Source organism: Halosolutus sp. DAT137 (genome assembly GCF_059736405.1).
The window spans coordinates 25,164-46,739 of sequence record NZ_JCAQID010000006.1; the positions used below are offsets into that span (position 1 = coordinate 25,164).

The 21,576-nt window shown below is 63.4% G+C and carries 15 protein-coding genes; 7 read left to right on the forward strand and 8 right to left on the reverse strand.

Annotated features, from left to right (window positions below):
* Positions 1 to 27 precede the first annotated feature (27 nt).
* Positions 28 to 1,935: a DEAD/DEAH box helicase gene (locus AC6I6L_RS09485; RefSeq protein ID WP_497917513.1), complete on the reverse strand. Its 1,908-nt coding sequence runs from the start codon at positions 1,933 to 1,935 to the stop codon at positions 28 to 30.
* A 125-nt stretch (positions 1,936 to 2,060) separates the two neighbouring features.
* Here AC6I6L_RS09485 and AC6I6L_RS09490 point away from each other — a divergent pair, with 125 nt between their 5' ends.
* Positions 2,061 to 2,237, forward strand: coding sequence for a hypothetical protein (locus AC6I6L_RS09490; RefSeq protein ID WP_497917514.1), 177 nt, complete (start codon positions 2,061 to 2,063; stop codon positions 2,235 to 2,237).
* Here the strand turns inward: AC6I6L_RS09490 and AC6I6L_RS09495 are convergent.
* Positions 2,230 to 3,180 (reverse strand): transcription initiation factor IIB, encoded by a 951-nt coding sequence (locus AC6I6L_RS09495; RefSeq protein WP_497917515.1) that lies wholly within the window; start codon positions 3,178 to 3,180, stop codon positions 2,230 to 2,232. The genes AC6I6L_RS09490 and AC6I6L_RS09495 overlap by 8 nt on opposite strands.
* 738 nt (positions 3,181 to 3,918) lie before the next feature.
* On the opposite strand from AC6I6L_RS09495, the gene AC6I6L_RS09500 reads away from it, so the two are divergent.
* Positions 3,919 to 4,515: a DUF7344 domain-containing protein gene (locus AC6I6L_RS09500; RefSeq protein ID WP_497917516.1), complete on the forward strand. Its 597-nt coding sequence runs from the start codon at positions 3,919 to 3,921 to the stop codon at positions 4,513 to 4,515.
* 286 nt (positions 4,516 to 4,801) lie between these two features.
* Here AC6I6L_RS09500 and AC6I6L_RS09505 read toward each other — a convergent pair whose 3' ends face one another.
* From AC6I6L_RS09505 to AC6I6L_RS09520, 4 genes are all read right to left on the reverse strand, one after another.
* Positions 4,802 to 6,907: a hypothetical protein gene (locus AC6I6L_RS09505; protein ID WP_497917517.1), complete on the reverse strand. Its 2,106-nt coding sequence runs from the start codon at positions 6,905 to 6,907 to the stop codon at positions 4,802 to 4,804.
* Between the two features lie 422 nt (positions 6,908 to 7,329).
* On the reverse strand, positions 7,330 to 8,277 hold the full coding sequence (locus AC6I6L_RS09510) for a hypothetical protein (RefSeq protein WP_497917518.1): 948 nt from the start codon (positions 8,275 to 8,277) through the stop codon (positions 7,330 to 7,332).
* Positions 8,278 to 8,758: 481 nt separating this feature from the next.
* Positions 8,759 to 9,946 (reverse strand): GNAT family protein, encoded by a 1,188-nt coding sequence (locus AC6I6L_RS09515; RefSeq protein ID WP_497917519.1) that lies wholly within the window; start codon positions 9,944 to 9,946, stop codon positions 8,759 to 8,761.
* A gap of 65 nt (positions 9,947 to 10,011) precedes the next feature.
* Positions 10,012 to 11,814 (reverse strand): hypothetical protein, encoded by a 1,803-nt coding sequence (locus AC6I6L_RS09520; RefSeq protein WP_497917520.1) that lies wholly within the window; start codon positions 11,812 to 11,814, stop codon positions 10,012 to 10,014.
* Between the two features lie 465 nt (positions 11,815 to 12,279).
* Here AC6I6L_RS09520 and AC6I6L_RS09525 point away from each other — a divergent pair, with 465 nt between their 5' ends.
* Positions 12,280 to 13,617 carry a hypothetical protein gene (locus AC6I6L_RS09525; protein WP_497917521.1) on the forward strand — a complete coding sequence of 446 codons (1,338 nt, stop codon included), beginning with the start codon at positions 12,280 to 12,282 and terminating at the stop codon, positions 13,615 to 13,617.
* Positions 13,618 to 13,890: 273 nt separating this feature from the next.
* Here AC6I6L_RS09525 and AC6I6L_RS09530 read toward each other — a convergent pair whose 3' ends face one another.
* On the reverse strand, positions 13,891 to 15,483 hold the full coding sequence (locus AC6I6L_RS09530) for an alkaline phosphatase family protein (protein WP_497917522.1): 1,593 nt from the start codon (positions 15,481 to 15,483) through the stop codon (positions 13,891 to 13,893).
* Between the two features lie 286 nt (positions 15,484 to 15,769).
* Between AC6I6L_RS09530 and AC6I6L_RS09535 the strand changes: the two genes are divergently transcribed.
* The 4 genes from AC6I6L_RS09535 (at position 15,770) to AC6I6L_RS09550 (ending at position 19,903) form a co-directional block, all read left to right on the forward strand.
* Positions 15,770 to 16,720, forward strand: coding sequence for a polysaccharide deacetylase family protein (locus AC6I6L_RS09535; RefSeq protein ID WP_497917523.1), 951 nt, complete (start codon positions 15,770 to 15,772; stop codon positions 16,718 to 16,720).
* An 89-nt stretch (positions 16,721 to 16,809) separates the two neighbouring features.
* Positions 16,810 to 17,913: a Gfo/Idh/MocA family protein gene (locus AC6I6L_RS09540; protein ID WP_497917524.1), complete on the forward strand. Its 1,104-nt coding sequence runs from the start codon at positions 16,810 to 16,812 to the stop codon at positions 17,911 to 17,913.
* Entirely contained in the window at positions 17,910 to 18,833 is a 924-nt protein-coding gene (locus AC6I6L_RS09545; RefSeq protein ID WP_497917525.1) for a DUF362 domain-containing protein, read from the forward strand. Before AC6I6L_RS09540 ends, AC6I6L_RS09545 begins: the two co-directional genes overlap by 4 nt.
* A 2-nt stretch (positions 18,834 to 18,835) precedes the next feature.
* The gene (locus AC6I6L_RS09550) at positions 18,836 to 19,903 is read left to right on the forward strand and encodes an NAD-dependent epimerase/dehydratase family protein (RefSeq protein WP_497917526.1); all 1,068 of its coding nucleotides are present in this window, start codon (positions 18,836 to 18,838) and stop codon (positions 19,901 to 19,903) included.
* Between the two features lie 74 nt (positions 19,904 to 19,977).
* On the opposite strand, the gene AC6I6L_RS09555 is transcribed toward AC6I6L_RS09550, so the two are convergent.
* Positions 19,978 to 21,381: an outer membrane protein assembly factor BamB family protein gene (locus tag AC6I6L_RS09555; protein ID WP_497917527.1), complete on the reverse strand. Its 1,404-nt coding sequence runs from the start codon at positions 21,379 to 21,381 to the stop codon at positions 19,978 to 19,980.
* Positions 21,382 to 21,576 lie beyond the last annotated feature (195 nt).

Sequence of the window (21,576 nt, forward strand, 5' to 3'; positions counted from 1 at the left end):
GGCTACTCCCCATTCGAGGCGCTTCGGTTACTCGGTACCGGCACTCGATCCGCGATCGACGGTTTCCTCGCGAACCGTCATCCCCTTGCGGCCGAGGTGTTGAAGCTGGCGTCGGGCGAAATCCTCTTCCCGGGTACCGCGCGTCGCGAGGACGTAAACCAGCGCACCGCCTGCCGGGCGCATCGTGCGGCCGGCCCGCTGAGTTCCCTGTCGCCGGGAGCCGCCGAGACCGGACGCGATGATCGCCAGGTCCGCAGTCGGCAGGTCGATCCCTTCGTCGCCGACTCGGGAGACGACCAGCAGGTCTCGCTCGTTGTGACGAAACTCCTCGAGCAGTCGACGCCGTTCGTGGTGGCGGGTCTCCCCGCTGAGGAAGGGAACGTCGAGTGCTGCCGCGAGATCCCGTCCCTGTTCGAGGTAGTCGACGAACACCAGGGCTTTCGAGTCGGGGTGTGCCGACAGCAGGTACCGAACCTCCTCGACTTTGCCCCGATTCTGGGCCGCGATTCGGTACTTTTCTCGGCCCTCGGCGGACCCGTAAGCGTTTTGCTGTTCCTCGTCACCCCACGGCACGTACCGGATTTCGAGTTCCGGCTGCGCGACGAACCCGGCCTCGAACAGTGCCTCCCAGTCGGTGCCGATCGGCGGCCCGACGAGCGTAAAAATCTCCGTCTGGCGATCGTCTTCCCGGATGGGACTCGCGGACAGTCCGAGTCGGTGTCGCGACTGGAGGTGCGTGCTGCGCCGGTACACGTCGCTCGGAACGTGCTGGCACTCGTCGAAGATTACGAGCCCCCACTCGCGGTCGTCGAACAGCGATCGGTGGCGGTCCATTCCCGCGATCTGGTAGGTCGCGATCGTCACCGGCCGGACGTGTTTCTGGCCGCCGTGGTACTGGCCGATCTGATGAGGTTCGAGCGACGTGTACTCCGCGATCGCGTCGGCCCACTGGCGGGCGAGGTCGCGACTCGGGACGAGAACCAGGGTTTCACCCTCGACGTGGGCCATCGCGCCCATCGCGGCGACGGTCTTCCCGCTTCCCGGCGGGCCGACGAAGACGCCTTCGCCGGACTCCGCGAAACGGTCGACCCAGCGTTGCTGGTAGTCCCGGAGTCGCACCCGCAAGTCGATCGGGAGCGCCTCACCCGATTCGAGATCCCGGTGGTCCTGAACCGGGTAGCCCGCTTCGTAGAGAACGCGTTTAATCGCTGCTTCTGCCCCTTCGCGGACCCAGTCTTCGGTGTCGGAGATCGGCGCGTGGACGTGCTCCTCGTCGAGTTTCTGGCGCGCGACGTTTCCCATAATCTCGGCGCTCTGTGCCTCCAGGACCGTATAGCCGTCCTCGTGTGTTGCGAGGCGAAACTGGTGGGCGCGGTCCCACTGGCTTTCGACCCAGTCTTCGAGCGCGTCCGATCGCTGTCCGAGAGCCTGTCGCATCGTCCGGCGGAGGGCCTCGAACTCGTCGTGGGGGGCCTGCCAGACGTCTTCGGGTCTGACGACGTAGCGATAGCCCAGGTCCCCGTTCGTATCAGCGAGGTGGGCGAACTGGGAGAGTTGCGCGCGCGTAAACTGGTCCGGTCGATCGACGACGATCTCGCGGCGTTTCGGGAACACGACGACGCGTTCGCGATCGGTCAGGTCCTCGAGTTCGGTCGGGTACCAGACGACGGGGTCGGTCTCGACGGAGAGACGCTCTAGGTCCCCCGTCGTGGCGAGATCCTCGAGTGCGTCGCTGGCGTCTTCGTGAGAGATCTCCAGCGCACGAGCGACCGCGGCGGCGGTGAGCACCGGTCTGCCGGCCTCCTGGCAGGCGTCGTGAAACGACGCTAGGGTGATAGAGGTGGCGTCTCCATCCTCGTACTCGGCAGTCGGTACGCGGCGCTCTCGCTCGCTCGATTCGTCGGCGTTCTCCGGCGAGGACCGGTCGTCAGTCACTGCCGGGGATACTGGTGGGACGGGTAAACCGGTTACGTTCGTGGCGGCGATCGAGCCAGTTGCACCCGCCGAAGCGACCGGGTGGGTCCACACAATATATCTTGCTCGACGGTGTCCGTTCGCGTATGTTCCGTGCGATCCTCCCGGACGGACAGATGGCGTGTGCAGAGTACGAACACACAGAACAGGGCGTTGAGCTGTACGACGAGAGCGGCGAGTTCATCGCATTCGTTCCGTACACGAACTTACACGCACTGGTCGACGAGGACAGCTATACGGAGAACGATCGCTCGATCATGTAGCCGGCGTCTGGTCGATCGCGTCGAGTTGCTCGCGGTAGCGGTTTCTGACGGTGACGACCGTGGTCTGTGCGGTGTCGGCGACGGCCCGCTGTGGGATCGTTTCGTCACACAGCAACCCGGCTGCGTAGATCGCGGCGGCGGCGAATCCGGTCGGTGACTTGCCCGAGTGGAGCCCCTGCGCCGTCGTTTCGTCGATGATTTCGACGGCTTTCGTCTCGACGTCCTTCCCGACGTCGAGTTCGGAGCAAAATCGCGGGACGAACTGCCGCGGGTTCGTCGGTTCGAGATTGATGCCCAGTTCGTCCGCGATGTACCGGTAGGTTCGGCCAATTTCGCGCTGGTCGACCCTGGAGACGGAGGTTACTTCTTCGAGGCTACGCGGAATGCCCTCCTTTCGACACGCCGTATAGAGCGCGCTGGTCGCGACCCCTTCGATCGATCGGCCACGGATGAGATCCTGTTCGAGCGCCTGCCGGTAGATGACGCTTGCAGTCTCTTTGACGGGCTTTGGGACGCCGAGCGCGCTGACCATCCGATCGATCTCCGACAGTGCGTACTTGAGGTTGCGTTCGCCGGCGTTTTTCGTTCGAATTCGTTCCTGCCAGACACGAAGTCGATGGAGCTGGCCGTGCTTATCGGCCGACATGGAGTGGCCGTTTGCGTCCCGGTTGCGCCAGTCGATCGTCGTCGTCAGTCCTCGATCGTGCATCGACTGGGTGAGCGGAGCCCCGACGCGTGAGAGTTCGTCGTGTTCCTGGGCGTTGAACGCACGCCATTCGGGACCGTAGTCGATCGGATCTTCACTGAGAACCAGCCCGCACTCCTCACAGACGCGCTCGCTCCGATCCGGGTCGTGGACGATCGTGTCGGTTTCACAGTCGGGACACAGGCCGGGCTCCGTCTCCTCGGATTCGGTCCTGGTATCGATGATAGACCGCGTCATCAGTACGGGGAGAAAACCGTGGAAGCATTGTAAGGGGCTCACATGGTTTCGAGAGAAACGCCGACTTACTGCGACCCCCGAATCGAGAGAGATGCGAGGACACAGGTCCCTATGCCGGCCCGACGAAGCCGACCGAGTCGGCCCCGTCGATGCAACGTCCACTCGGTCGAGACCGTGAGGGTTGGGCTTTTTGTCCCCTCAGTGAGGGTGTCTACTGCGAATACGACATGCGTACCGTTCGAGGGCTGGCATCCGGAGCAAAGTAACGTCCGAGTGCACCGCGTAAATTTGTCTTGTCGGCCCGAACCGACGTTTGCTTTTATGTCGCTCCAGTCGAATGTTCCGAACCAGTGCCGTGTTGAGGATCGCTCCGCCGGGCCGTGGTCGACGCCTGCGACACCGTGTCCCAGCTACCCGTATGCGACAGGTATACTCGAACAATCGTTCGATACTGGGAGTCCCGTCAGCCGATCGTCTTGACCGATCGGACTGTGACTCGACGTCGAGTACGCGCGGGGTGGGAAGCCGCTCCGTACCATCCGTGTCTTTGCAGCCGGTGCAAAACGTGGCTGACCTTAAGAGTGTCACTGTTGGTGTACAACTTGGTGTGTCAAACGTGATTGCGAGCCTAACGCACGTATTGCGGACCCTGCCTGATCGGCAGGGTAGTGGCCTCTTCGACCGGTATCGGTCCCGGGGTTGCTGGAACGACCGGCCGGCGTCTGGGGGGCAGCGATAATGTCCTCAATCGATACATCACTCCCCGATGAAATCGCTTCGGTCGCGGATTCGGACGAAGACGAGCGACTCTCGAAAGACGTCATTTTCGAACTGCTAAAAAATCGTCGTCGCCGGGAAGTCCTCACGTACTTGCTCGAAGCCGAGGAGACGGTGACACTTGGCGAACTGGCAGAACAAATCGCCGCCTGGGAGAACGATACGGAGGTCAACGCACTCAGCTCGGATCAACGAAAGCGAGTGTACGTCGCCCTCTACCAGACCCATTTGCCCAAGATGGACGACGCCGGAATCGTCGAGTACGATCAGGACCGTGGCCTGATTTCGCTGTCGGACAACGCCGACCTGTTGATGATGTATCTGGATACGGATAGCCATCGACAGGATCGGTGGGACCGGTGGTATGCCCTGCTTAGCATGGTCGGTGCCGCCTTCGTCAGCGCCGCGTTTCTCGGCGTCCCGTTCGTCTCCGCGATCCCGACGACCGCAGTTGCAGGGACGGTCGTCGTCGCGTTCTTTTTGCTGTCTATCGTCCACGTCGCGACGAACCGCCAGCGCGAACGGACCGTCGACGGGAAACTCTCCCGGATCGAATAACCGGCGTCGATCGTATTATCGGGCAATCCGGTTTCACCGTCCGGTCGTCGGTCGCGAACCGATCGACACGGGAGGGTAGGTCGGGAAGGACTTTTATTATGGGCGCTCCTACGGACGAGTGGCTCCCGGTGACCGTCATCCAGTATCGGAACAGTTCGCGTGCCAGCTTGCTGTTCTCGACGCGGGAGCCGCTTTCTCTCGAACGACACGACGAGTGTTCGTCGCGCTCGAACCCCACACAGTGGCGCGACCGATCGGGTTCCGTCCGCCATCGGGTTCTTCGCCGTTACTGATCGCGAGCGTTGTACTGCACGTCGACCGTTGCATCCCCGAGTAGCGTGAAGTCCTCGATGGCGCCCTCGAACCAGTACGCGTCGAGCCAGTCCCCGACGACGCCGCGAACGGCCGTCCCCTCGATGACGCGCTCCTCGTCGACCGAGTCACAGCGGTACTCGGATTTGATGACTGCACCGCTCGCCCTGAAGGAGTAACTCGACGCCTCCCCAGCCGTGGTCCCGTCGATGACCAGCGCGTGTGGCAGGAGTTCGTGGTCGCCGTACTCGGTGGGATCGATTCGCTCGCCGTCGAGGAACACGTCGGCAGTTCCGTCGGTGAACGTGATATCGGCAAGCGACCCCGAGAACCGGAACGTCTGCGTACGATCGGCGAGCGAACTCTGGACGGTCGACCCGGAAATCGTCGTTACGTCGTCTTCCGGCTCGGTTTCCGCGTCGAGTTCGATCGTTCCGTCGACCGTGATCTCGTAACTCGCCGGCGTTCCGCGCCCCTCAATCGCGATGACGTGGGGCAGTTCCGGGCCGTACTCGGTGGGATCGATTTCCTCGCCGTTTAGGAACACGGTTCCAGGACCGTCGACGGTCACCTGCTGTAGGTCGCCGCCAAACCGGAACGAGTCCTTCCAGTCGGCGACGACACCGTGGACGACGCCGTCCTCGACGACGTCTTCGTCGTCGATCGTTGCGCCCTCGTAATTTGATTTCTGGATCTCCCCGTCGACTTCGAACTCGTAGCGGGTCGCGTCGGCGGTATCCCCATCGATCACGACGACGTTTGCGAGCACGTCGTCGAACTCGTCTGGAGAGATGGCCACGCCGTTGACGCGAACGGTGGCTGGTCCGTCGACGCTGAGCCGTTGAATCTCGCCGTCGAATCGCCAGGCGTCGAGGTGATCCGCGACGGTGCCGCGTGCGTGCGTCCCGTCGACCTCGGCCGCGTCGTCGATCGTCGCATCCTCGTCGGTGCTCGGTTCGACTGCCTCGCTGACGACGAACTCGTAGCTGGTGGTGTCGGTGGTTCCATCGCCATCGAAGACGACGACGTTCGGAAGGTCGTGGTCGTCTTCGGCTCCCTCGTCGTCCTCGGCGTCCCCTTCGTCTCGCGATTCCGTCTGGGTCGCCGGCGACCCCGAGGTTCCCGTCGAAACGCCGCCCGATGCGGCCTCCTCGGCGGCAGTCGGCACGCCGTCGGGGATCGAGAGATCGGGATCGTTCGAGACGCCGTCACCGATCGCTACGGTCGACCCGCTCGCTCGCTGAATCTGGCCGCTGTAGCCCCCGCTCTCGAAATCGACTCGGCCTGGGGAGCCGTTCGCGCCCGCGACGATCGAGTAGGGGTACGGCCCGTCCGCGAAGTGCGACCCGCGAATAGAGACGGTGCCGCCGTTCCACACCCAGACCGGGCGGCCATCCGTCTCGATGTACCCGCCGTATCCGGGACCGTAATCGGTCGTGTCGTTGTACGCGACGCAGTTTTCGATCGCGTCGTTCGCACTCGCACACCGGAACGTCGAGACGCCGTTATTCTTGCCGAAGCAGTTCTCGAAGCGAACGCTTCCGCCGTAGGCGGTGTTCGAGCAGTAAAATCCGTTGTTCGGATAGCCCTGGACGTTACACCGTCGAAAGGTGACGTTCGCGTTGCTTTCCCGATGCATGAAAACCGCGCCGGGACCGTGAACGAAGCTTTCGCCCTCCTTGGTCGCCCCGTCTCCGAGGTAGACGTTCTCGACGAGGACGTCGCCGCTGGGTGCGGTAAGTGAAATCATAAATCCGCCGCCCCGAAAGAGGCCCTCGAAACCGATGTTCCGGACGACGGAGTTACCGCCTTCGATGAGGATCAAAAAATCCTGTCCGGTCGTGAGGTCGATCAGTTTGTTCTCGTAACGCTCGCCAGCACCGATTCTGACGACCTGCCCGCGCGCCTGCACGACGTCGTACTCGTCGCTTCCCGCGGCGGTGCTCGCAAACGCAGCGCTCGCGGTCGTTGCGCCCGCGAGCTTCATATACGATCGTCGGCGCAGTAATACGTCATTACCCCGATCGTCGACACTGTTGACGGTGTCCGCTGTATCCAGTCCCGAAGGTTCGCGTGCCATGCAATCGGGTAATCAGACACTACCGCAATAAACTTTCCCATACAAGTTAGGTAAAATTAACTGAATGTAACATAACTCTGTGTATTCGTTACGTATACTATGAACGTACTCTCGAGAAAGTAACTAGAGCACCAAAATCCGGCACCACGCACACGACCGGCAATCTTCGTCGTCCGGTCCGTTCAAGCGAGTCCGTCTCGATAGTAATACTGAATTACTGCCCGAACTGCCGGTCCGTTCCCGGCCGAACTGTTGTGGCTCTGTGAGGTACGAGTCACGAAAAACTCCAGAGATGGAGGGCCGAGACGTCAGTGGCGTCGGTCGGGGAGGGCCGAAGCGTCGGCGGCGACGATCGGGGTGGGCCGAAACCTCAGGGGGCCGTTCGGACTCGAGGTACTCTGGCGGCGGTGTCGCGATCGACGTTAGTCCGTCCCGCCGCTGGCCGCTGCTTCGGCGGAGGTCGGCACGCCGCTCGGAATGATTGCCTCGGGGTCGGTCCCAACGCCGTCTTCGAATTCGACGGTCGAGCCCGCGTTCTCGGCAATGCCGGCGCGGTCGTCGTAGTCGGTATCGCGGACCGTGACGGTCGTGGCAGACCCGTTCGCACCGGCGTCGATCGCCGTGTGCTGGCCGTTCATGTCGATCTGGCAGTTCTCGATCTCGATCGTGCCCGGTGCCCACGCCCAGATACCGCGACCGGTGTAGCCGCTCTCGTCGACGTAGACGCTCGAGTTGGTGACTTTGCTGCCTTCGGTCGCGAGTCGGAAGTGAGAGACGTAACAGTTCGCGGCGAAACTGCTGTCGATGTGGACCGTCCCGCCGCCGGCGTTGCCGGGTGCGGAGGCGTAGATCGCGTTGTCCGCGTACTCCTGGACGTTGACGCGCTCGATGTCGAGGTGGCCGCTGTGGGCCGGGTTGACCCAGAACGCGGTCTGGCCGTGGCCGGTTGCGCTCCCGTTTCGGGCGTCCGAACCGTCGCCGAGGTACACGTTCTCGATCGTGCTCGTGTTACCGCCGGTGTCTGCGACGCCGAAGGTTGCGGAACCGGTGCCCGAGGTATTCGTTCCCTCGAAGCCGACGTTGCGGATCGTCCAGTCGGTGCCCTCGGCAATGATGACGATATCCTGTCCGGTCGTCAGATCGATGAGCTTGTTCTCCCAGCGGTCACCGTCCGCGACGGTGATGGTCTGCCCGCTTGCCGGAATTTCTTCGTACTCCTCGTCGGCGGCTGCGCTGCCGACGACGCCGCCGGTCGCTACCGTGGCTGCGACGGTCGCGATCGATCGCACGTAGTTACGGCGGCTTAATTGCGGCTTACGACCGTGATTCGGAGCGGTGTCCGGGTCGGACGTACGGGGATGGTGCGCCATACACGTCCGTAACTTCGGCTTACGCTCATAAACTTTTCTTTACTGTTATCGATTAAATTTACAGAGTATATTTAGATCAGTATGGAACCACTCAGAATCTGTGATCGATTCGTTCCGAACTTACGATCGCCGGCGACGAACGAAAGACCGATCCGCGATCGACTACTCGGAGAACGAATCGGAGAAATAGACTATTACCGACGACTGTCTCGTGGCTTCGGCTTTCCTGGTCGGCGTCTGTCCGGTCGCCAAAGACGACCTCGGTCTCGCCAGGCACGGGGGAGTTGGTGGCGGCGACCGCGTCCGCTGGCAAAGGAACTCACCTCGCTTTCCACTCGACGGTCGTCTCTGTCCACCCGACGGTCGTCGGCTGCCTCCACGGTCTGGGGGCCATTCGATCCCCGCGGTCTGTGGCCGATCCACGTACCCGGATCAGCAACCATTTTGGCGTCCGCCCGGCCCGCCGGTCGACCGTCTCCGCTCACCAGGCTCGATCGGCGAAGGTAGTCGACCAGTTCGATTCATCCGCGATCGCTCGTCCTGCGACGGTCAGGGGGTGACCGGCGTCCGTACCGAGGGACCTTACGAACCGCACCGACGGCGATCCGATCGTCGAGAGTGGTACCGAACCGTCCGCCAGAAATCCGAACTGATTCAACAGGCTGGCGGGCATCGCCGTCCCGCACGCCGAGACGAGATCGCTGTCTCGACGATCGTCAAGCACTCGATCGAGGATCGCCCGGAGGCCGTCCGCGCGCTCCCGGGTTGGCGCGAGCGGGACGACCTCGAGGAGACAGGTCAGGACGGTCCCGTCACGTTCCGTTTTCGTTCCGGTAATGACTCCGGCGATCGGGTCGCCGCGACGGGTCGCGAGATACGCGTCGATCGACCAGAGCGGGTTCGCAAAGCGCCATTCGTAGAAGCGAGCGTCGCGGACCGCGTGTAGACCGGCCGATTTGCCCTGGCGTGCGAGCGTGATGAACTGCGAGATGGGAACGTTTGCAAACCGGTTGACGGTAACGTCCGTCGGTATCGAAACCAGCCTCTCGCGTGCGCGATGAATAATATCAGTGACCGGCTGGCCAATCCGATCGATCGTCGCCAGCCGATCGTCGCGGCCCTCGAGCAGTGCGGTTGGGCGCTGCAATCGATAGAAGGTCTGAGCTGGGCCGACGGCTTGCCAGGCGGAGTCTCGGCGGAGCCAACCCTCGTCGGCGGTTGCGACGGTCGTACAAAGCGTTGGCGTCCTATCCTGGCCGCGTGCGTCGAGTCGCGCTGTGAGTCGCGTTTCGAGTCCGTCCTCGCGGTGACCGGGCCGGATCTCGACGTCCGCGGGCTGTTCGACGCTGATCCACTGTTCGCCCGCCGCAAAGTCGAGGGTGAACCGCGGTCCGACGCCGACGATTTCACCGCCTCGGTCGGCAACGTTCAACGCGATGTCGTCCCGGTACGGTGTCTGCTCGTACTTCCATCGAAACCACGCGTCGACCCGGTTCCTGCCGACCGAGTCGTACACCGAGAGAACGTCCTCGCGGTCTGCGGGTTCGTACGGCCTGATAATCGTCTGTTCGTCGACCGATGTCGCTGATTCGTCGAGTTCGGCCGATGGCGTGCGGTTGTGGTTGTCGATGCGATCGATCGATCGCGAGGATTGCTGGTCGGTTGGCACGGTTCTCAGGCCGAGAAACGGTGGTCTCCGGCTTTGTTACGGGTCTCTTTCAGCGCCGGGTGTCGTCAGTCTGCTGCGGGTGGATCGCTATCGACGGCGTACATCCGGAACTCGTCGTTCGAGATGACCTTGCTCGCAGACCGATCGCGATCGATCCCGGTGACTGCGGCTTCTTCGTACCGGAGCTCATCGTAGACCTCGAACTCGCGGGTTTCGTCCCACTGGGTGACGATAAAGTAGTAGTCGATATCGTTGTACGCGCCGCTGTAGTTGCCGCTCTCGAAGGCCGTGGCGTTGACTTCGCCGCTGGCCGTCGACGCTCCGCTCAACGCCCCCTCACGCTCGACGCCGTTGATCCCGTGGTCGTACCGAAACGGATCGTAGCCGAGTCCGGCGTGGGGCCGATCCTCGGCGGCGTGCTCGAATCCGGATTCGTAGCCGCTGAACTTCTCGTCGGTCACGTGCTGTCCGGGATCGTAGATAATCGGCGAGGCAAAGACGGTCATCAAGCCGAGGACGAGACACGCACCGAGTGCGATTGCACCGATCGCGTTCGCGCCGGGTCGGGTGACGATCGACGAGAGTCCGGAGAGCAGGTGGGCGATGGCGATGCCCGCGAGGATCGTCAACAGGACGTAAATGAACCCGATCTGGCGAAACGCCATGTTCGGCGTTCCGATAAGATAGACCAGAAAGACACCGCCCAGCGGCCCCAGCGCGAGGCCGAAGTACGTAAGGTACGACTTCGTCTCCCGATCGAGTTTCGTCCATCCGAGCCACGTGACGACGAGGAAGAGGGCAACAACGATCCCGACCAGGGCCATCTCGAAAAAGAGCTTGACGAACAACTCTCCGAGACTGCCGCCGATCTCCGTCAGCGAGGAGCCGGCCTGATCGATCTCGGTGCCGGCTCCGACATCGTTGGCGAACAGCCCGTAGGCAAGCCCTCGAACGGCGGATCTGAACGTCTCGTTGCTGACGACCCAGAGGGTAAACAGGCCGCCGAGAACGACCGTGTGGGCGTACGTCGTCGGCTGTTCGACTATCGGGTGGTCGTCGTACCGCCGCCGGGCGAGGAACTGTACGAACGCGATCGTCCCGAGCACGAGGACCACGTTGATCATCTGCTGGGGGTGGACGAGCAACAGCGTGAGTCCGGTGAGGTAGATGAGAACGCTAAACGGAGATAGTCCGAACGGCAACCGTTCGATCGTCGCCCGCCGCCCGAGGTACGTGACGAAGGCGAAGATCACCACGGGAGCCAGAAAGAGCGCCATCGAGTTCGTGTGGACGCTGAAGTGGGTCGCGATATTGTTGATCGGTAACACCATCCACGAGACGATGGCTGCGACGCCGACGGCTAGCCCCCCGCCTTGAATGCCTCTGACTGCGAGCGGAACGAACACCAGAAACGGGACGAACAGGGCGAGGACGGCCAACAGCAACCCGCGTTCGACCGAGACGCCGCCGACGAAATGGAACAGCGACGCGAGCGAGTGCATGCCCGGATAGAACAACTCGTGTGGGGCGACTTGACCCGAGACGATATCTTTCGTCCAGCCCAGGTGCGTCAATCCGTCTCCCATCCCGGTGTACCGGTAGTTTCGGATCACCGGGAGACTGACGATCGCCATCGTCGTCAGTGCCCCCAGCCCGATCCCGACGGCCTGGGCGCGACCGCGACAGCTCAACACCGTACTGACGGCGATCGCCAGTGCGAGTGCGAACCCGATCCACGTCGCCGCCGGCGTCGCCGTATACATCGATGCTTCGTACGCACTCGCTGGATTCGCTCGCGCGATGAGGACTCCGACGGCGACGGCGACGAATCCGACCGCGAACACGCCGTTCAACGTCGTCCGTCTCATACCAGTTCCCTCCCGAGTCGATCGGATCGGCTGTCGATTGGCATCTGTTGATCGGTGAGTCGACCAGTATGCGGTTTGTTATATACGCAATACAGGAATCGGACCACAGCCATCGGCGGCGGCCCGTCGACTGCCTCGACGACCGATCGGCAGAGTCGACGTTTCCGGATCGGTCGACGGGTCCGGACGGTCATATCGTGATGGGGCGTGCAGATACTCACGGCTTACATTCCCCGTTCGTCGAGTGTATGGTTCCACTGACAATCCGGGGTCCCATCGGGAGACCGTTAGAAGACCGTCAGCGAGGTCGTTCGTGACGGCTAGTCGAGTTCCGCCGAGAACCCGCCACAGCACCTGTTAGACGTGTGAATACGATCTCCTTTCGTCCCTTCCGGCGAATCAACGATGTCGCCGGTTTTTGTACGCGTCCGTTCATCGTCTCTCCGTCCACACCGTTTTCCACCGATGCCATTCACTATCACATCCATCGCTGCCGAGGAATCGACGCTCGAGTGTTCGATCGAGGCGAGTTCGGCCCTCGATCGCTTTCTGACGAACGAACCGTTCAGAGCGAGTTACGACGTTCCGATCGAGGGCGTCCCCGAGGGCGTGCTCGCGATTCCGGTGCTCGCCCAGCTCTGTCCCGTCGCCTGGGCCAACGGGGACGACGTCTACGTCGACGAGGTAGACGCGACGTTCGCGCGTGCTCTCGAGGACGTCAAGGCCACCCTGCTCTCGATGTACGACTTCATGGAGGGCGGTCACCTGTATGCCCGCCGAACGATCGATCCGGTTCCCGACGGTAGGAGGGGAGCGAGAGACGCCTGCGACACCGATGAGACGGGCGAGAGCGGCCTCCTCTTTACTGGCGGGGTCGACTCGACGTGCTCGTACGTCCGTCACAGCGACGAGTCACCGACGCTGATCAGCGTCCGCGGCTGGACGATCACGCCCGGTCCGACCGACGACGACAAGTGGGACCAGCTTCGATCGCGGGTGTCCCGGTTTGCAGCTGACCACGGCTGTGAGACGGCGTTCGTCGAGTCGAATATGCTCGCCGCACTCGACCACGCCATGTTGCTGGCCCACTACAAGCGGTTCGTCGACGGCGCGTGGTACAGCTCCGTCGGCCACGGTCTCGGCCTGCTCGGGCTCTGTGCGCCGATGGCCTACGCCCGCGGGATGGACGACCTCTACGTCGCTGCGACCCACTGGGACGGGATCGACCTCGAATGGGGTTCGCGTCCCGACATCGACGATTACGTTCGCTGGAGCGGAACGCAGTGCCACCACGACGGTTACGAACTCACCCGTCAGGAACGGATCGACACCATCGCTGACTACATTCGCGAGGAGGTTCCGGGACTCCAGTTGCAGACCTGCAACGATCGGATGGACGGCAACTGCGGCGGTTGCGAGAAGTGTTACCGGACGGCGGTCGGTCTCCGGCTCTCGGGTCTCGATCCGACCGACCACGGCTACGCCTTCGAAGACGCGGACTACCACCAGGTGCGTCGATCGCTCGAGGACGGCCGATGGGTGCTCGGTCAGGACGAACGCTACATGTGGGAAGACATTCGCGACCGCGCTCGCGAGACCGAGCCGCGATCGCCGTCCGAACGCGCGTTTTTCGAGTGGCTCGACGACGCGGATCTCGACGCGCTCGTCGCCGAATCGGGGTCATCGCTGGTCGATCGACTCCTCCGTGCGAGCGCCAGAAACGCCCCCGGAAGCGTCTACAACACACTTTACCCCGCCTACACGACGGCGATGGCTGGTTTCCGTCGGGCGCGATCGCGCTAGCTGACTCCGCGGTCGGTTTCAGACCTGATCCCGGCGAGGGCTGGCTTTTTGGTCAGTACTGAAACGCTGTGTACACAGTTTACACCGTGTGAAATTTGCAGACTGTGCGAAATGACCTGGCGGTATACAGCGTCCCGTATCCGACCGTTCGCGTTGTCCCGACTAGCGTCCCGTCGATCCTTCAGGTCGTTCGTGACCGCCCGCCGTTTCGCGAAAAACCAGGGCAAGTAAGGATGGCTCCCGATCGGGTGACGGGTCGGCGGCGGTCGCCCATCACTCCATGTATCCGAGTCCCTTCAAACGGTCTTCGACGTCGGTAAAGTCGTCGTCGACGCTGTCGGAGCGCTCTCGCTGGCTAACGTCGATGCGATCGACTTTCGTCGTCGACGGGGTCGCAGTCCTGTCGAATGCGTCGAACAGCACGCGGCCGTCGGCGTTTGTCGGAACCGGCTCACCGAGTCCGTGCAGCAGTGTCGGTGCGACGTCGACGACGCGTGCTCCGCGTAGCGTCGCGCCCTGATCGATCGACGGGCCGCGACAGAGGATAATTCCGGTTTTGCGGTGGCTCGCCGAGGTCGATCCGGTATTCCCGAAGGGCGTGTCCGTGATCGCGTTTCGCGACTCGTAGCCGTCGATGCCGTTAACGATGAGATCGGGTGAGGCGTCGTCGGTGGGAAACAGATCGTCGCCGTCGAAGACGTTGAGGAGGCGCTTGCCGTCGTCGTCGGTGACCGACTCGAAGAGATCGGCGAGTTCCTCTTTCAGCCGCGGAACGTCATTCGGATCGACCGCGCCGCTGTCGAACCGTTCGGTGTCGTTGATGTAGAGGTTGCCGGCGTCGTGAACGAACGCCACGGTTCGATCGTAGTCGACGTCGTAGAGCGCGTGATCGCCCGGAATCTGCTGGGCCACCGAGTCGACGAGTCGCCGCGGCAGCGTCGAGACGATCAACTCTTCGGTGATGCCGACGCGATCGAGCGCGTCCGTGATCCGGTCTCTGGAAATACCGAGGCTCGCGAGCGCACCGCGAGTGCCGTCGTCTTCCTGTCGGAACAGGTACCCCTCCCGCTCGAGGATGTGATTGACGTAGATCAGTTCCTCGATCGGCCCGAAGCCGTGGTCCGAGACGACGTAGAGGTCGGCATCGTGATCGTCGGTGTACTCCATGACCTCGCCCAGCAGGTCGTCGAGGAGCCGGTAGTGTTCGAGCAGTAGCTCCTCGTCCCAGACGAGGTGCTGGAAGCGATCGGGAGCGGTAAAGACGAAGAAGAACAGTCGCCAGTCGGTGCCGGCGCGATCCATCTGCAACCGAAGCAGTTCCCGTCGTTTCTCGAGCATCGTCGCGACCGCCTCGCGGAACTCGTCGAGTCGACCCGCGTAGTCGGGGTAGTCCAGGCTGATCTCGTAGTCGGGAATCCGCTCGTCGATCTCCTCGCGGAGATCCGGCGGATGCGTAAACTCCCGCTCGGTCGAGGGCGTCATCATTCCCGTGACCATGGTTCCGTCTATTTTTTGAGGCGGGTAGGTCATCGGGACGTTGCCGACGTGGGCCGGGCCGAGTTGCTCCCAGAGCGTCGGTTGCTGGAGGTCGTAGCTCGTGTACATCTCGTGGGAGTATCCAGCGGAGAGGTTCTGGAAGCCGTAGATGCCGTGTTTGTCCGGCCAGACGCCCGTCGCGATCGACGGCCAGGCCAGCGGCGTCGTCGGTGGGCGGGTACTCTCGAGCGTTCCGGAGGCCCCCTCCTCGCGCATTTTTGCGAAATTGGGGAGTTCGCCCGCCTCGCTCCACTGTTCGATGAGACGCCACGGTACGCCGTCGAGTCCGAGTACGAACGCTCGCTCGGTGGTCTGTGGGGATCCGCTCATGATGTGGTAGTGAATACTGTGGTCGAAGACTGCCTGCTGTCCGGCAGGTGGCGAGATGGCCGCTTTGTTATGGCGACCGAACAGCGAGATGACGCCGTCTTCGACACGCGTTCGGCGTCCCTAACTCCGCCGTGGTTTCAGGCCGCCTCGAAGGCGGGTATACGACCGAATTCGTGTCCGCGTACCGTGACCGTATCGAACCGAGACAGTTCCGAAAAGTGAGCAATAACAAAACGATCGAACCGTCTCCGACACCCTATGACAGACGCCAATCCGGGTGGGCACTGTGGGTAGCGTCGTCCTCTCGCTCGACGCCGAACTCGGCTGGGGATTTCACGACCTCGAATCGCCACCCTCGCGTCGGGTCGAGTCGGGCCGTCGCGGCTGGTCGGTCATGATCGAGCAGCTATCCGAGTTCGACGTTCCGGCGACGTGGGCCGTCGTCGGCCACCTCTTACTGGAAGACTGCGACGGGACCCACGCTGACCATCCGGCACGCGAGGGCTGGTTCGAGCGCGAACGGACCGAGTGGCGCGACCGCGCGGACCTCCGGTTCTGTCCCGACCTCGTCGAGGAATTGCTCGCCGCCGACGTCGATCACGAGTTCGCGAGCCACTCCTTTTCCCACGTGCTGTTCGGCCATCCGGAGACGGACCGGGACCTCGCGATCGCCGAACTCGAGCGGAGTCGCGAGATCGCAGCCCAGTGGGGACAATCGATCGACTCGTTCATCTACCCGCGCAACGACGTCGGTCATCGTGATGTCCTGGCCGAGCAGGAGATCACGGCCTACAGAGGGCGGACGCCGAACCGACACGGCGCGCGCGCGGTCTACGACTCGACGATCCGAGACCGATCGTTCCTGGTCGACCCGACCGTCGACGAGTACGGACTGGTCAACGTGCCGGCGTCGCTGTTTCTGTTCGGCTTCGAGGGTGCGGCGCGGACCGTCGCCGAGTCGATCTGGACCGACCCGATGGTGCGAGTTGCCCGTCGTGGCATCGACGAGGCGGCGCGCTCCGATGGGATCTTCCACATGTGGCTCCATCCGAATAATCTCACGCACGAGCGGGACGATCGGCGAATGCGGACGATCCTTTCCTACCTCGATCGGATGCGATCCGAGACCGACCTCACCGTCGAGACGATGAGTAGCGTTGCTTCGCGGATCGATGTCAACCGGGGAGCTGATGGCACCGTCAGCCCGACGAACAGTCAGCCGATGAGTGGGTATTGACCGCCTGAACGAGGAACGACGGACTACAGGCTGTCGTTACGCTGTACGACGATGATAACAAAGCCCGCTGACGCCCCGTTCTCGGGCAGATGTCACCACGAATTATCGATCGAGTGACCGACTCGAGTTCGCTCGACGTCGGCGTCCTCGGGGTCGGAAATATCGGCATGGTTCACCTCCGGTCGGCGCTCGCGATGCCGGGCGTGGAGGTTCCCGCAGCCGCCGACGCAGTAGCGGAGAATCGAGCCAGGGCCGAGCGCGCCGGGGTATCGCGAACGTACGACGACTACGTCGATCTTCTCGCAGACGAGTCACTCGACGCGGCAGTCGTCGCGCTTCCGCCGTTTCTTCACGCCGAGGCCGTCAGTCACGCCGCAGACGCGGGCGTCGACGTCTTCGTCGAGAAACCGCTCGCCCGATCGACCGAGGAGGCCGACGAACTGCTCTCGGTCGCCGACGAGGCGGGAATCGCCGTCGGCGTCGATCACACGCTTCGCTACCAGCCGGATATGGTCGGCGTCAGAGCGGCCTACGAGGCGGGTCGTGCCGGACACGTCCCCTACGCCTCGCTGACGCGGCTCAACGACAGCCCGCTCGGGCGACCGCCCGCCGAAACCGAACCGCCGGCCTGGCCCCACGACCCCGACGCGGCGGGTGGCGGCTCGCTGTACGAACTCGGCGTCCACTGTTTCGACGTGCTCGAGTGGCTGTTCGGCGACCTCGAGGTTCGCGACGCGACGATCGGGAACACCCTCGAGATTCCCGTCGAGGATGCGGCGACGGTCCTCCTTCGGGCGCCGGAAACGGAGACTGCGATCACGCTTCACTGTGGCACCTACCAGTGGGAGCAATTGCCGGCGGTCAACACTCAACTCCGTCTCGAGGGACTCACGGGAACGATCAGCAACGACGATCACCGCCCGGAGAACTTCTACGCGAGTGCGGCCCGGTCTGCGATCGAAAACGTCGCCAGCAGGGTTACCGGCGACGAACCGGACGTGTTTGGCCCGACGTTCTACCTACAGGCACACTACGACGCGCTGGCGGACTTCTGTGAAGCGATCCGCGAGAACGAGTCGCCGCCGGTCGACGGTACGGACGGCCGCCGCGCCCTCGAACTGGCGGAAACGGCCTACGAACACGCCCAGCCGGAGCCGACACCGGAGCGAACGCCATCGGAGGTGACGCTGTGAACACCGTTCGCGGTGCCGCGGTTCCCGACGGCGATCGTCGCGGCGGGTGGACGCCCACCGTCGAGACCCGGATGGCGCGATTCGAATCACCCGTTCGACAACTGCTCGAACCCCACATCGACTCGCTCGCAGCGGCCGACGACATCACGCTCGTCCCCGACGCCCATTACCCGTACCACCCATCGACGGGGATGGTCACCGACCCGGCTCTCGTCGGGGCGCTCGTCGCCACGCTCGAGCGGGAGACCGACGCCGCCGTCGCCGTCGCCGGCTCTGACCAGCCGGTGATCTCGCTCGCTCGAGCGGCGGGAACGCTCGGCTATCGGACCGTCCTCGATCGGTTCGACGCGACGCTTGTCGATCTCGACGACGGGACGCCTCGGGTGGACGAGCGCGTCACCGTCGGTGACCAGGCGGTCACTCTCTCGATTCCGACGCGGCTGACGTCGAGCGCCGTCGTTTCGGTCCCGACCTTGCGGCCGACTCGCGACGGCCCGATCGCGGGGGGAATGCGGACCCTCGCGCGCCACGTCCACTGCTCGATCGAGGGCGGCATCGCGGCGGCTGCGGCGACGGCGGCGATCGACCCCGAACTCTCGGTTCTCGACGCGTCAACGGTCTACGCGGGTGAGCCGTACGCGGCCGAGACGCTCCTCGCCGGTCCCGTTGGCACGGTCGACACCGTTGGAGCGAACTTGCTCGATCGATCGATCGCCGACGACACGGCACTCGAACACGGTCCCGGAACTGACCCCAACTCGATTCGCATCGAGGGAATCAACGTGGGTGAACTGGCCGATCGCCTTCCCGCTGGCGACCTACCGCCATCGACCGCGCCGCATCCGGCCGTATCGCTTGCCTACCGAACCTACGCGGCGGTCAGCGGGGACGCCGTGCCGCCACAACTCGACGGGGATTGACGATGGCGACGCACGATATCGCGACCGACGACGAACCAGCACTTCGAAAGACGCCGACCGCAGATACTCGTGACACTCCGACTGCAGACACGGCACTGGCTGCTGACCTGGGGCCGAAGACCGCGGCGGTGACCGGTGCGACCGGCTTTCTCGGCTCGCGGCTCTGTGAGCGGCTGCTCGCAGCGGGCTGGACGGTTCGCGGACTCAGTCGCCCAACCTCCGATCGAGGCGGACTCGACGAGGTAGAGTGGCACGTCGGCGATATTTCCGAAGACGACACTCTGCGATCGCTCGTCGACGGTGTCGACGCCGTCTTCCACCTCGCCGGTATCGGGCTCTGGAGCGCCGGCCCCGAGACCGTTGCGCGCGTCAACCGGGATGGAACGCGAGCGGTCCTCGAGGCCTGCCACGATCGCGACCCTGGCCGTCTCGTCTTTACCAGCACGGCCGGGACGCGCCGCCCGGCCGTCGACGGCGATGTCGCAGACGAGGGCGACGTGGCCGACCCCGTCGGTGCCTACCAGGCCTCGAAGGCGGCGGCCGAGCGGTTGGTCGACGACTACGCAACGACGGACGACGCCGTGACGGTCCATCCGACCTCGATCTTCGGTCCCGGCGACGAGGCGTTCACCGCCCAACTGATCGCGATGGGGACCGAAGCCACGATGCCAGCCCACCTGCCGGGCGGACTGAGCATCGTCGGCGTCGACGACGTCGTCTCCGGGCTGCTCGCGGCCTACGACCGCGGCGAGTGTGGCGACCACTACATCCTCGGCGGTGAGAATCTCACATTCGATCGCGCCGTCTCCCGAATCGCGGCGTACACTGGCGGCTCTCCGGCCCGCGTTCGGGTACCCGCGAGTGCGATCCACGCGGCGGGTCCGGTCGCGGAGGTTGTTGATATCGTCGCTGATCGCCGCGTGTTCCCGTTCGATCGCCAGATGGCACGACTCGCGACTCAGCGGCTGTTCTACAGCTCACGGAAGGCCCACGAGGAACTCGGCTACACCTACCGTCCGATCGAGTACCACCTCCCCGAGACGATGGAGTGGTACCGATCGCAACGATGAGGCGACCGATCGCTGGACGACAGATTCAGCCCTGATGCGACCGGTCCGGATGAGGAGACCGTGCCAACTGTAGATTATTCCCGCGTCGGTTCCCTGCGTTGAGCAGCGAACCGGCGGTTCAGCAGATACGAAGCAGTGCCGAGTCCGGCGAGCGCACCACCGATCCCAAACCCTGGACTGCCATCGTCTTCGCCGTCCGGTTCGCCACCAGTTTCGTCGTCGGTCTGGCTGTCGGTTTCGTCGTCGGTCTGGCTGTCGGTTTCGTCGTCCGACTCCTCGCCGTGTTCGTCGCTCGCTCGGACGATGTCGAACGTCTGGTCGGCGTACTGCCAGTCTTCGTGGTGTCCGAGCGTTCCGAGCATCGCACGTGATCCGTCGCTCGAACCGGTGACGTCCGCGTCGAGTGCGATCACCGTGTTTCCTCTCGCGGCGAAAACGGTTCCGTCCACGACGATCGGTGAGCCGGAAATGTGCCCATCGTACTGCCACCGTTTCTCTCCAGTCTCGATATTCAGCGCGGTCAGCGCGGTGTCTCCGACGAAAACTGTCCCGTCCGCGATCGTTGGCGAGGTCTGGACTCGATCGTCGGTGGAAAATCGCCAGCGTTCCTCGCCCGTCTCGGCGTTCACCCCGTAGACGTAATTGTCCCAGCTTCCGACACAGACGGTCCCATCAGCGGCTGTCGGGCCGGACGCGATCCGACCCGGTTCGTCGAACTCCCACTCCGGCGTTCCCGTTTCACCGTTCAGTGCGTACAGGGTGCCCCCACCGCTCCCGATGTATACCGTTCCGTCGACGACAGTGGGGGACGAGCCTACCTCTCCACCGGTGTCGAAGCTCCAGTTTTCATCGCCAGTCTCCGCATCGAGTGCGTACACGTAGTCGTCGCGTGCACCGACGAAGACTGTCTCGTCAACTACTGTCGCCGACGAACGAGTCCCAAACACCTCGAAACTCCAGCGTTCCTCGCCGGTTTCGACGTCCAGTGCGTAGAAGTCGTCGACCTCGCCACCGGCGAACACGCTTCCGTCGCTCACCGTCGGAGACGAATGCACTTCGCTGCCGACGTCGAACCGCCAGTGTTCGTCGCCCGTGTCCGCATCGAGTGCATAGACCTTTCCATCCCAGGATCCGACAAAAACGGCCCCATTGACGACGTGTGGTGGTGCTGTCACTACCTCGTCGATATCAATGGACCACCGCTCCTCGCCCGTTTCCGCATCGATCGCGTAAACGATCCCCCCATCGTCAGCGAATCCACCAGCGTAAGCCGTCCCGTCCACGACGGTGAGTCCGGATTCCACCGTATTTTCGCCACCGAACCGCCATATCTCGTCGGTAGATCCGGCCCGAACGGTTCCAATCCCTTCGACACCAACTGCCGAGACGACGCCGATACCTGCCGTTGCTCGGAGAAACCGTCGCCGATCGATCGCAGGGAATCCACGGTCGTCGGCATCTGTCGTATATCGACTCATGTCGTCATCTCTCGAGCACCCTTCAAAAGGTATTGTGGCCAGACTGTCACGCCCTCCGTCAACGGCAACCGTCGTTCTGAACTGGTTGGCCCTACCCGATACGGACCCCGTTCCGCTCAGCACGGCCGGCTTCAATCGCGATACTCAGGTGTACGTGTGCTATTACAATGGCCCGATGGCGGCTACTGCCGATCG